Here is a 12,146-nt window from a genome sequence, read left to right on the forward strand (position 1 = left end):
CGGCGGCTGTCAGGCCTTGCCGTGCCAGGGCACGAGCAGGCGCTCGACCAGGCGCACGATGCCTTCGAGGGCGATCGCCACCAGGGCGATGACGAGGATGCCGAGCAGCACGACATCCGTCAGGAGGAATTGCGAGGCCGTCTGGATCATGAAGCCGAGACCGCGCGTCGCCGCCACCAGTTCGGCGGCGACCAGCGTCGACCAGCCGACGCCGAGGCCGATGCGCACGCCCGTCAGGATCGACGGCAGGGCGTTGGGCAGGATGACGTGGAGCAGAACCTGCCATTTGCGGGCGCCGAGCGCGCGGGCGGCGTCGAGCCGGTCGGCCGGGACGGTGGCGACGCCGGCAGCCGTGGTGATCGCCACCGGCGCGAAGATCGCGATCAGGATGATCAGCACCTTGGTGGTCTCGCCGATGCCGCACCAGATCACCATCAGGGGCAGATAGGCGAGCGGCGGGATCGGCCGCAGGAATTCGATGATCGGATCGAGGATGCCGCGGGCGATCGGACTCAGCCCGATGGCGAAGCCGGCGGGCACCGCCGTCGCCAGCGCGATGAGCAGCGCGGCGAAGATGCGCCAGAGGCTGGCACCCAGATGTTGCCAGAGGGTGGAATCCGCGTAGCCCTCGGTCGAGACCAGGAAGAGCTGATCGAGCACGGCACGCGGCGAGGGCAGGAACAAAGGCTCCACCAGCTCCAGACGGGTGGCCAGCCACCACAGGAAGAGGATGGCGAGGATGGTCAGCGCGCGGACCGGGCCGGCGGTGAGCGACGACGGCCGGGCGGCCGGCCTGTCCTTGCCGGCAGCGAGATCGGTCAGGCTGCCGGTGTCGATCACCTCGCTCATGCTTCGGCTCCCTTGAGGACGGCGGACAGCACCTGTTCGCGCAGGGCGATGAAGGCGGGATCGGACTTGATGGTGCGGCTCGTTTCCCCGTCGAGGAGGCGGCGGGAGAAATCGGCATGGAATTCCCGGGTGATCCGGCCCGGGCGCGGCGACAGCACGACGATGCGGGTGGCCAGGAAGATCGCCTCCTCCACGCTGTGGGTGATCAGGAAGACGCTGCGTTTGGTGCGGTCCCACAGATGGACCAGAAGCTCCTGCATCTTCTCCCGCGTCAGCGCATCGAGGGCCCCGAGCGGTTCGTCCATCAGCAGGATCGAAGGCTCGTTGGCGAGAGCCCGCGCCATGCCGACGCGCTGGCGCATGCCGCCCGACAATTCCCAGATGCGGTGATCGGCGAAATCGGTCAGGCCGACGAGGTCGATGATGCGGCCGCAACGCGCCCGGCGCTCGGCTGCGCCGAGGCCGGTCATCTTCGGGCCGAACTCGATGTTGCCGCGCACGGACAGCCACGGAAACAGGGCATCGTCCTGGAACACCACGCCGCGCTCGCCTCCCGGCCCGTCGACCGGCTCGCCGCCGAGCGTGATCGAACCGGCCGTCGGCTTGAGGAAACCGGCGAAGAGCTTGAGCAAGGTCGTCTTGCCGCAGCCGGAGGCGCCGACGGCGACGACGAATTCGCCCTGGTCGATGGAAAGGGAGACGTTGCGCAGCGCCGCCACAGGGCCGCCGCCGCGCCGGGGATAGACGACATCGACATCACGGGCGGACAGGACCGTCACGGGCTTGGCTTTCCGTCTTGGTGGGGGGTCACCCGCGCGGTGCGGCGCGGCGACATGGGAAGGCGGCCCCGGGAGGAAGGAGCTCCCGAGGCCGCCGACGGGCTCACGAAATCTATTGGGAGGAGAGTTTCGTGAGAGCCTGTTGGACATAGGTCTTGGCGACATAGGCCGAATAATCCGGCAGCGCGGCCGGGATCTTCTTCTGCTCCACCAGGAAGGCGGCGGTGTCGGCGATCGCCTTGACCGAGCCCCCGCCCAGAAGGTCCGCCGAGGACTGCTCGGGCAGCAGCGGCCAGACATTCGACTTCAGCAGGCCCGGCACGTCCTCCGGCCGGGAGCCGGTGATCCTGGCGATCTCGGTCGCCTGCCTGGACGTCGCGGTCCAGGCGTCGGGATTGTCGCGATAGGCCTTGTAGGATTCGCCGGTGACCTTGACGAAGTCGGTCACGACATCGGGATGGGCAGCGGCAAAATCGGTACGGACGATCCAGGCGTCGAAGGTCGGCGCGCCCCATTTGGCGACGTCGGCTGAGGAGACCAGGACCTTGCCGCCCTCCTTCAGCTTGCCCAAGGCGGGATCCCAGACATAGCCGCCGTCGACGTCGCCGCGGGCATAGGCGGCCGCCAGTTCCGGCGGCCGCAGATTGAGGACCTCGACGGATTTGCTGTCGATGCCCCAGTGCTTCAGGGCCGCCAGCAGGCTGTAATGCGACGTCGAGACGAAGGGCACGCCGATCTTCTTGCCGACGAGATCCTTGGGCTCCTTGATGCCGGATTTGTCGCTGACCACCAGTTCCTCGGCATCGCCCAGAAGCGCGGCGATGAAGATGGTCTGGATCGGCAATTTGCGGCTGGCGGCAGCGGCCAGCGGGCTCGAGCCGACATAACCGATCTGCACGTCGCCGGAGGCGATGGCGGCGATGACGTCGGCGCCCGAATCGAATTTGCGCCAGTCGATGGCCCAGCCGGTCGCCTTTTCATAGGCGCCCTCGGCCTGCGCCACCTTGGCCGGATCGACGCCGGTCTGGAACGCGATGGTGACGCGGTTGTCGGCCGCGAAGGCCGGCCCGGCCAAGGCCGTGCCGAGCGCGAGGCCAGCGGCGAGAAGCAGGCGGCGATTGAGGAATGACATGTGGAGATCCCCGAGGGCAAAGGCCATCCATGCCGCGCTCTGCCCGATCCGCGCGGTTTACGGCCGATGAAATTGTGGGTGGTTCAGGAAAGCCGGCGGCGCGTGGGAGCGCGAGGCCCGCAGCCGATGCTCAACAGCAATGGAGGTTCATGGCCGCTTCCCCACGATAATCCGTCACAGGCCGTCTCGGCCCGGTGCAGGAAGAGTGCTGCGGGGCCTTCTTCTTGTCAATTATTTTCTATAGATTTAGTAGAATTAATTGCCACCATACGTGAGAGGGACCATGGAGGCGACCGCTCCCTGGCTGCAAAGTCCCGCCCCGTAAGGCGTTCATGCCCTGGCGCCGGCAGAACCTCAGCCGCCCGGGCGGAGAGCCGGCAACAGGGCGAGGCAATGCCGAACGGCCACGCGCACCGAATCCAGGACGGGAATGCCGAGTTCCGCCGATACCGCCTCGGCGATCGACGAGCCCGCGAGGTTGGTGCACATAATGACGATGGCGTCCGGGCGGACGGGACTGGCGGCGACCCGCCGGACCATGTCCGCGATCTCGGCCGGCGCGATGTCCGCATAGGCGGTGTTCTTCGTCAGGTCGAGGCGCTCGGCGGCGCAGACGTCGATCCGGCGGGAGCGGTAATTGGCGATGATCCTGCGCTCCAATTCCTCGATATAGGGCGTGACCAGGCCGATCCGCCGCACCGAGAGCCTTTCGAGCTCGGCATCGATGGCCCGAACCGCCGTGGTCGCCGGGATGCCGGTGTGCCGTTCGACCGCCTCGATCAGCGAGCGGTCCCATTCCGGACCGAGCCAGCTGGCGGAGGTGCCGTTCCAGAGGATGAGATCCACCTCGGCATCGGCGAGCAATTGCGCGGCGGCGATGACGGGCGCCATTTCGAACTGGGAGAGCGACTGGGCATCGGCGGAGATCTGCACCACGCGCAGGCGCGAGACATGCGCCGTCACCGTTCCGTCCGGCGGAAGCAGGCGCCAGGTCTCGGGTTCGATCACCGTGTTGGAGGACGGGCCGAGCATGCCGAGGCGGTAGGGACGCGGCCTCATGACAGCACCCTGATCAGGCGTTCGGTGAAGGCCGCGCTGTCGGCTGCCCTGATCACGCGGGCATTGCCGCGGCCGGAGGGCCAGAGCGGGTCGTCGATCGCCTCCTGGCCACAATTGGGCACGCAGATGCTGGAATAGCCGCGCGTCAGCTCGCCCTGGGTCTCGACATCGACGAGGCAGGCGGCGCTGTCCAGGATGAGGCTCTCGTCGATGGCGCAGGCGCAGGTGAGCGTATCCGGCAAGGCGCTGATCGCACGACCGTAGCGGATCCGCGTCCGCCGCAGCGGCGCCTCGCTGACCTGCAGGAAGAAGCGCGACAACGGGGTATCCAGCGCCTCGATGCGGGAGAGGGCTTCGGGCGAGAGGACGCCGCAGGACAGGGTCAGCGTCCACGTCGACAAGGTCAGCTCGAAGCCCGCCTTCATGACGATCTTGGCGGCCTCGGGGTCGACGTAGAAATTGAACTCGGAGGCGGGCGTGGTGTTGCCGATGGAATTGTCGAGGCCTCCCATCACCCACAAATGCCGCACGGCACCGGCGAATTCGGGAACCTTGACGCAGGCCGCCGCGATATTGGTCAGCGGCGCCTGGGCCAGGATGTCGATCTCGCCCGGATTGGACATGACGATGTCGATGAGGGCATCCACGGCATGCCGGTCCGCCGGCCTCTGCATGGCCCTGGGATAGTTGGCATCGCTCATGCCGTCCGGGCCGAAATATTCCGTCGCGGCAACCGGTGCGCGGATCATCGGCCGGGGGCATCCCCGATAGACCGGCACGGTGCCGCCGCGCCCGGCCACCTCCAGCGTGTACAGGGCGTTCTCCACCTGCTGGTCGAAATCGACATTGCCGTTGCAGATCGTGATGGCCTCGAGGGTGACGCCGGGCTCGGCGAGCGCCATCAGGATCGAAAAGCAGTCGTCGCCGGCGGTGTCCGTATCGATGATGAGCCGCATGCCGCCCTCGTCAGACGATCGAGCGGCGCGAGGCGATGCCGCCGTCAACGGTCATGATGGTGCCGCTGGTGTAGCCGGAACGGTAGGAGGCGAGGAAGAGGAAGAGATCGACGACCTCGTGCACCTTCGCCGGGCGCTTGAGGGGATAGAGCGCTTCCAGCTCGCGATAGCGCTCCTCGTCTCCGAACATGTCGCGGGCACGCTTGCGCAGCATGGCGTAGATGCGGTCGGTATCCACCGGCCCGGGATTGACGCCGACGACGCGGATATTGTCGTTGAGGCTGGTGCCGCCGATGGCGCGCGTGAACGCCATCAGGCTGGCATTGCCCATGGCCCCGGCGATGTATTGGGGGTCGGCGATCTCGCCGCCATTGCCGATATTGTTGAGGATGACGCCGCCGCCCTGCGCCTTCATGCGCGGATAATAGAGGCGGCAGAGATTGATGTAGCCGTAGACCTTGAGCTCCCAGCCCGCGCGCCATCGGGCCTCGTCGATGTCGAACAGCGAGCCGCTCGGAATGACGCCGGCATTGTTGATGAGGATATCGACGTCGCCGACGGCCTCGGCAAGGGCCTGCGCCGCACCCGGCTGGGCGAGATCGAGCGGATGCACGCCTGCCGTGCCGCCTGCCGCCCGGATCTCGCGCTCGATCGCCTGGAGCTTGTCGGCGCTGCGCGCCGTGAGCTCGACATGGCATCCCTCGGACGCGAAGGCCCTGGCCAATCCCGAGCCAATTCCCTGCGAGGCACCGGTGACCAGCACTCGCTTGCCCGCCAATCCAAGGTCCATGATCAAGTCTCCAATTTGCCGTTGTTCATTGAAAATCGCGTGGTCCGCCGCATGCCGAGGGGTCGCCCAGGCAGGCAAGGACGGTATCGAGGGGAACGGGACGAAGCGGAATGCGGGGCGGATTGAAGCCCGCCTCCTCGAGGGAGCCGCCGGTCGCCCGGCTCGCCAGATGCGCTATGGCCCAGCCGCAGATGCGCCCCTGGCAGCGCCCCATGCCGGCCCGCGTCCAGCGCTTTGCGCCCTGCACGTCGATGGCGCCTTCCCGGCAGGCCTGCAGGATCTCGCCAGCGGTGGCATCCTCGCAGCGGCAGATGATCGTATCCGCATCGATCAGCTCGGCAATGCCGGGCGGCGGACGGAAAAGCGCGTTGAGGCCCGAGGCGAAAGCCCTGTAGCGGGCGAGCGCCGCGACCCCGCCTGCGGCCGGCGGCGCCGGCTTCAGGCCGAGGCCGGCGGCGGCCGCCCGGCCGGCGAGGTCGCCCGACAGGCGCGCGGGATGGAAGCCCGCGAGGCCCGTCGTCTCGCCGGCGGCGAAGACGCCCGCCACCGATGTCGCGCCGGTTGCCGGATCCGCCACGCAATGCCATCCGCCCGCGGCTTCGTCGAAGGCGTGCCGGCAGCGCAGCAGGCCCGAAATCTCGACGGAGGGGCGAAAGCCCCAGCCGACGAGCAGGGCATCGATATCGGGCAGGATCATCGAGCCCGCCGCGTCGATCCGGCCGGCCGCGTCGAACGGCGCGATGCGGATCGCCTCGACCCTGTCGCCGCCGAGCGCCTCGACGACGCCCCAGCCGAAATGGCGCGACGGGATCCTGCGCAGGGCTTCGAGCAGCCGCGCCGCTTCGCGCCAGCGGTCGGGATGGCGCAGCAGATGAGCGATCTGCGCCCATTGCGTCCGCCGGGCTTCGACGATCGCCCGGGGGCCGGCGCCAATCCGCTGCAGGCTCGCCGCCACCGCCAGCAGGAAAGGGCCGCTCCCCGCGAGCGCGACGCGCCGGCCGGGCGGCGTGCCGCCGAGCTTGGCCAGCCTCTGGCCGGCGCCGGGGGTCATCACCCCGGGCAGCGTCCAGCCGGGGAACGGCATCACGCGGTCCTGCGCGCCGGTGGCGATCACCACGGCACGCGGGATCAGCTCCAGCGGCTCTCCGTCCTGCAGGGCGCAGATGCGGCGATCGGGAAAGGCGGCCCAGACCTCGGCCCGGCTGTGGATCGAAACGCCGGCGGCCGCCGCGGCGGCGGCGGCGCGGATCCCCTCCCCGCTCTGCCCGCTGTCGCGGCGATGCGTGGAGAGATCCTGCATCCAATATTGTCCGCCCGGCTGCGCGCCCGCGTCGAGAATATCGACCTTCGCCCCGGCGCGGGCCGCGGCGAGCGCGGCGGACAGGCCGGCCGGCCCGGCGCCGATGACGGCGATGTCGGTGCGGATGCGTTTCATGGCCGGCCCGTGACGATGCGCATGCCGTCGGCGGCGGGCGTGATGCAGGCGCGCACCGCCTCCCGGCCATCGACCAAGACCAGGCAGTCGAAGCACAGGCCCATGCCGCAGAAGAGCCCGCGCCGCCGCCCGTCGCCGGTAAGGCGCAGCGTGGCATCCCGGGCGTGCAGGAGCGCGCCGATCGGCATGCCGGCGGGAGCCTCGACCGGGCTGCCGTCTATGATCACGGTCACGAGGGGAGCGGCCTCCGGGGTCATGCGTGGCCTGCCGCGGGCTGGAAACGGGCGGGGGAATAGATGTCGGTCCTGAACGCAGGCTCGGCCTGCGCGATGAAGTCGGCGATCAGCCTGCCGATCGCCGGGGCCCGGATGAAGCCCGTGCCGCCGTCGCCCGCGGCGATCAGGAGGCCGTCCGGGCCGGCCGGTCCGATGACGAAGCGATCATCCGGGGTGACCGCCTCGAAGCGAACCCAGGAGCGCAGCAGCTCGACCTTGGCGAGCGAGGGGAAGAGGCGCAGCAGCGTCGCCACCGAATCCCGCACGAAGATGCGGTCGACCTCGTCGATGCGATCGGGATTGCCGGCGCCGCTCGTGCCGCCTTCGAGGACGGTGTTGAAGAGGATCTGGCCGCTCCCGGCCTGCTGGATCTGGGTATAGCCGGCATCGACGCCTCCTTCGGCCTTGCAGGCGCCGACCACGGTGCGGATGGAGGGCGGCCGCGACACGGTCGCCAGGCATTGGGCCTTGCGCGGCACGATGGGAAGGTGGACGCCGGCGGTCGCGGCGAGCCGCGCCGTCCACGGCCCGCCGGCGATGACGACGTGCTCCGCCTCGATGCGTCCCCGGGATGTCTCGACGCCGCTGACGCCCTTGTCGCCGCTGCGGAGCGCCGTCACCGTCGTCCCGCTTTCCACGCTCGCCCCGCCTGCGCGGGCGAGGGCCAGCAGCGTCCGCACGGCGAGGAAGGGATTCACCACCGCATCGTCCGGCGACCAGGTCGCGCCCAGGATGGCGCCCTGCAGCAGCGGCTCGATGCGCCGCACCTCGTCCGGCTCGACGAGGACGGGACGAAGGCCGTGCCGGGTCTCCATCTCCGTCCAATGCCGGGCCGAGGCGAACTCGTCCGCCTGCGCGATGAAGCGTATCTGCCCGCAGCGCCGATATTCGAAGGTCGGCGACCGCGCCGCGAGCGCCGCCCAGGCATCGCAGGACCATTTCAGCAGAGGCAGCTCGTCCTCATCCATCATATGGGTGCCGATGCAGGCGAGACTCGCGCCGGAAACGGCGCTGGCGGGCGTGTTCTGCTCGATCACATGGACTTTGCGCCCGCGCGCGGCGACCGCATGCGCGATCGCGGCGCCGACGACCCCTGCCCCCACCACCAGCACCTCGGTCCGGCTCACCACGACGAACTCCTCAGCGCCGCCGGCGCCCCGGTCCAGAACCGGCCGTCGACCAGCGATGTGGTGTCTTTCTCGTAGGGATGCTCGACATCGGCCATGGCCTGCAGGGCGCGCCGCATATGGAGGGGATCAGGAAAGCCAAGCCCTTCGCGCAGGGTCGCGCCCGTCATCGCCAGGGCGCGGATGTCGCCGAGCTGGCGCCGATGTTCCGCCGGGGCCATGTCGGGCCGCAGCCGCGCGCAGAGCGAGACGGCGGCATCGGGATCCGTGAAGGCAAGCGTCCAGCCTTCCAGCACGGTGTCGATCACGGCCTGCGTTTCGGCCGGATGGGCCTCGACCCAGTCGCGCCGGGCGATCAGGCCGTCCTTGAGGAGGGATGCGTCGGCCTCGCTCGCCCGGAAGATCGAGAAATCGGCCAGCGAGCCGGCCTCCTCCTCGAGATGATGGATCTCGTGATACACCGTCATCTGGGCGCAATCGACCGTGCCGTCGAGGAGGCCCGCGACCGTGTCGTTCATGGCGATGCACTGGTAGCGGCCGGCTTCGATGCCGCTGCGGTGGAGAAACCAGCGCAGTTCGAGGTCCTCGCGCCCCGGCCAGACGCCGATGCGCTTTCCCGCGAGGTCGGCGACCCCATGGATCCCGGCCGAGATGCGCGCGGGATAGACGAGCGCGCTCGCCTGCTGGATGGCGAGCAGCATGACCAGTTCGTCCGCATGCCCGCTTTCGAGCATATGGGCGGGGCTCGCGACGGCCATGGCGACATCGCCGGCGAGCAGCGCCTCGATCGGGCCGGTGCCGAAATCCAGCGGAACACATTCGACGGCGATGCCACGGGCTTCGCCCAGCCTGTCATGCTGGGCGAGCAGATAGCCCGCGAATTGCGCCTGGGGATGCCAGAGGAGGCGGATACGGATGTTCTTCATTCTGTCGCCGCAAGGCTTTCTCTCGCGAGAGGCCGCGAGATGCCGTGAACACGGCGCCTCGCGGCCGCCTCGTTTATTTGCTGCATTTGATGGTCTTGGAGGCGGCCGGGGCCTTGTCCCAGAAGACGTTGGTGTAGGCCTTCGACAGGTCGACCGGATCGTGAAGGCCGTCCGGGTTGGTCTTGCCGTAGCTCAGCAGCACCGTCTGCACCGTCTGCCATTCCTCCGGGGTGGATTGGCCGAATTTTCCCTCCAGCGTCGGACCGGCGCAGAACATGTCGCCCATCGCCTTGATCATGGCGACCTGATCCTCGACCTTCAGCTCGGGATTGTACTTGACCACGACCTTGGCCGCCGCCTCCGGATCGTCGAGCGCTTCCTTCCACCCCTGCAGCGTCGCATCGACGACGGCCTGCACCAGTTCGGGGCGCTCGGCGATCGTCTTCTCGGAGGTGAACAGGCCGGTGTTCACCAGGGCCACGCCCGCATCCTCGGGATAGAGATAGGTCAGATCCTCCGGCTTGAACTTGGTGAAGAGCACGGCAAGATCGGCCGGCGCGTAACGCACGGCCTCGATGACGTCGAGCTGGCCTGAGATCAGCTGGGGAACGGGGTTGTCCTGCTGCGGCTGCAGCTGGACGTCGTCCGGCGTCATCTTCAGCGTGTTCAGCATCGCCATGAACTCGGCTTCGTCGCCGCCGAACCAAGAGCCGATCTTCTTGCCGCGGACGTCGGCGAGCTTGGTGATGCCGGCATCCTTGCGGGCGATATAGACCTGGGCGCTCTTCTGGCCGTGCTGCGAGATCATCACCAGCGGTGCGCCATGGGAGCGGGCCATGATCACCTGGTTGGGATGGCCGATGCCGAAGGTGTCGCTGCCCTGGGCGACGGTGACGGCCGGCTTGATGTCGCTGCCGGCCGGCAGGAGCTTGATGTCGGCGCCGGCGGCCTTGTAATAGCCCTTGTCGAGGGCGATCAGCTCGCCGGCGAACTGGCCCTGGATGATCCATTCGAGGCGGAGTGTATCCTCCGCCGCGGCCGGAGATGCCGCGAGGGCGGCAAAGGCGGCGGCAGCGGCGACTAGGCCAGGCAATCTGAGAGACATCGTGTTCCCCTGTCGGTTTGGATGGAATGCGTTTCTTGCGTTTGATTGATCGTTCGTCCCGGCCGTCACAGGGACGGGTCGCGCATCGAGCTGTGCCACGGGATGGCAATGCGCTCGAGCCGGGCCACCACGGCGAAGAGGATCACGCCCATCACGGCCGAGACGGCCATGGCGGCCCAGAGCCGGGGCATGTTGAGGTTCTTGTAGGACGACATGATCACGAAGCCGAGCCCGCGATCGGCCTGCACGAATTCGGCGACGATGGCCCCGATGACCGAGAAGGTGACGTTCAGCTTCAGGCCGACGAAGACATAGGGCAGAGCGCTGGGCAGGCGCATCTTCAGGAAGCGCTGCCAGGAAGAGGCGGCGGCGACGTGGAACACGTCCATGATCGTGCGGTCATAGGATTGCAGGCCCTTCATCATGTTGAGGGCGAGGGGAAAGAAGGAGAGCAGCGCGGTGACGGCGATCTTCGAGGAGACGCCGTTGCCGAGCCAGAGGATGATGATGGGGGCGATACCCACGACGGGAATGGTGTTGGCGGCGATGACATAGGGGAGCAAGGCCCGGCTCATGATGGTCGAATAGGCAAAGGCGATGCCGAGCAGCGCGCCGAGGACGGAACCGATCACGAAGCCCACGATCGCCTCGCCGCCGGTGATGGCGGCCTGGCTGAAGATGGAGCCGTGGTTGAACCAGATGGCCTGCCAGATGCCGCTCGGCGCCGGCATGAGGTAGGACGGCACCTGCCAGGCCGCGATGGCCCATTCCCACGCCGCGACGACGACGACGAAGGTCAGGAGCGCCGGCCATGCGGCGGTCGCGAACGCCGCGATCCTGCTTTTCCACGCGGTTTGCTCCGAGCCTTCGGACACGATGCTAACCATGGGCTTCGAAGCCTCCTTCGAGCTCAGCCAGGCCTTCCTGCGCGAGCGCGATGAATTTGGGGTCGTTGCGCACCGCCAGATGCCTCGGGCGGGCGAGATCGATTGCGAGGATCGAGCGGATCCGCCCGGGCCGGGGCGACATCACGACGACCCGGTCGGAAAGCAGGATCGCCTCGCGGATCGAGTGCGTGACGAAGAGGACGGTCATGCGCTGGCGCTGCGAGAGTTCCAGCAGCTCCATGTTGAGCCGGTCGCGGGTGATCTGGTCGAGCGCGCCGAAAGGCTCGTCCATCAGCAGCACCTTCGGCGCCGTCGACATGGCGCGCGCGATCGAGGCGCGCTGGCGCATGCCGCCCGAGAGCTGGCGCGGATAGGCCCGCTCGAAGCCGGCAAGGCCGACGAGGCGGATCAGCTCCAGCGCCCGCTTCTCGCGCTCGGCGTGGCGCACGCCCTGCAGCTCCAGCGGCAGCATCACATTCGCCAGGATGGTGCGCCATTCGAGCAAAGCGGAATCCTGGAACACGAAGCCGATGTCGCGCCGCAGGCGGGCCGCCTTCGGGCTCTGTCCCGCGACCGTCGCCCGGCCGGACGAGGGCGCGAGGAGATCGGCGGCGACACGCAGGAGCGTGCTCTTGCCGCAGCCCGACGGGCCGACCAGCGAGACGAATTCGCCCTCGGCGAGGGTGAGCGAAACATCGTCGAGGGCGAGCACGTCGCCATGCCCGCCGGTCGCCTTGAACTTCACGCCGACCGATTGGAAATCGACCAGCACCGGCGAGGCGGTCGCGGCGATCTTCGGGTCGGGCGCTTGCTGGGTCTGTGTCAT

General features: G+C 68.4%; 13 protein-coding genes. All 13 read right to left on the reverse strand.

Annotation, left to right across the window (positions count from 1 at the left end):
• Positions 1–9 precede the first annotated feature (9 nt).
• The 13 genes from J3R73_RS20670 to J3R73_RS20730 all read right to left on the reverse strand — a co-directional run bounded on the left by J3R73_RS20670 (position 10) and on the right by J3R73_RS20730 (position 12,146).
• The gene (locus tag J3R73_RS20670; protein ID WP_307431199.1) at positions 10–849 is read right to left on the reverse strand and encodes an ABC transporter permease subunit; all 840 of its coding nucleotides are present in this window, start codon (positions 847–849) and stop codon (positions 10–12) included.
• On the reverse strand, positions 846–1,628 hold the full coding sequence (locus J3R73_RS20675; RefSeq protein ID WP_307431202.1) for a taurine ABC transporter ATP-binding protein: 783 nt from the start codon (positions 1,626–1,628) through the stop codon (positions 846–848). Before J3R73_RS20675 ends, J3R73_RS20670 begins: the two co-directional genes overlap by 4 nt.
• Before the next feature lie 112 nt (positions 1,629–1,740).
• Positions 1,741–2,760 (reverse strand): taurine ABC transporter substrate-binding protein, encoded by a 1,020-nt coding sequence (gene tauA, locus J3R73_RS20680; protein WP_307431204.1) that lies wholly within the window; start codon positions 2,758–2,760, stop codon positions 1,741–1,743.
• Positions 2,761–3,114: 354 nt separating this feature from the next.
• Entirely contained in the window at positions 3,115–3,819 is a 705-nt protein-coding gene (locus tag J3R73_RS20685) for a maleate cis-trans isomerase family protein (RefSeq protein ID WP_307431209.1), read from the reverse strand.
• Positions 3,816–4,775 (reverse strand): nucleoside hydrolase, encoded by a 960-nt coding sequence (locus J3R73_RS20690; protein WP_307431213.1) that lies wholly within the window; start codon positions 4,773–4,775, stop codon positions 3,816–3,818. Before J3R73_RS20690 ends, J3R73_RS20685 begins: the two co-directional genes overlap by 4 nt.
• 10 nt (positions 4,776–4,785) lie before the next feature.
• A complete protein-coding gene (locus J3R73_RS20695) occupies positions 4,786–5,565 on the reverse strand; it encodes an SDR family oxidoreductase (RefSeq protein WP_307431216.1) in 780 nt (259 codons plus the stop codon).
• Positions 5,566–5,590: 25 nt separating this feature from the next.
• On the reverse strand, positions 5,591–7,000 hold the full coding sequence (locus J3R73_RS20700) for an FAD/NAD(P)-dependent oxidoreductase (protein WP_307431219.1): 1,410 nt from the start codon (positions 6,998–7,000) through the stop codon (positions 5,591–5,593).
• Entirely contained in the window at positions 6,997–7,233 is a 237-nt protein-coding gene (locus tag J3R73_RS20705) for a (2Fe-2S)-binding protein (RefSeq protein ID WP_307431221.1), read from the reverse strand. Before J3R73_RS20705 ends, J3R73_RS20700 begins: the two co-directional genes overlap by 4 nt.
• 20 nt (positions 7,234–7,253) lie before the next feature.
• On the reverse strand, positions 7,254–8,405 hold the full coding sequence (locus tag J3R73_RS20710; protein WP_307431225.1) for an NAD(P)/FAD-dependent oxidoreductase: 1,152 nt from the start codon (positions 8,403–8,405) through the stop codon (positions 7,254–7,256).
• Positions 8,399–9,328, reverse strand: a complete 930-nt coding sequence (locus tag J3R73_RS20715; protein WP_307431228.1) for an ABC transporter substrate-binding protein — start codon at positions 9,326–9,328, stop codon at positions 8,399–8,401. Before J3R73_RS20715 ends, J3R73_RS20710 begins: the two co-directional genes overlap by 7 nt.
• A gap of 73 nt (positions 9,329–9,401) precedes the next feature.
• Positions 9,402–10,433, reverse strand: coding sequence for an ABC transporter substrate-binding protein (locus J3R73_RS20720; protein ID WP_307431231.1), 1,032 nt, complete (start codon positions 10,431–10,433; stop codon positions 9,402–9,404).
• Positions 10,434–10,498: 65 nt separating this feature from the next.
• A complete protein-coding gene (locus tag J3R73_RS20725; protein WP_307431233.1) occupies positions 10,499–11,320 on the reverse strand; it encodes an ABC transporter permease in 822 nt (273 codons plus the stop codon).
• Positions 11,313–12,146 (reverse strand): ABC transporter ATP-binding protein, encoded by an 834-nt coding sequence (locus J3R73_RS20730; RefSeq protein WP_307431236.1) that lies wholly within the window; start codon positions 12,144–12,146, stop codon positions 11,313–11,315. The genes J3R73_RS20725 and J3R73_RS20730 overlap by 8 nt, the downstream gene beginning before the upstream one ends.

It is taken from the genome of Labrys monachus, from assembly GCF_030814655.1.
GTDB classification, from domain to species: domain Bacteria; phylum Pseudomonadota; class Alphaproteobacteria; order Rhizobiales; family Labraceae; genus Labrys; species Labrys monacha.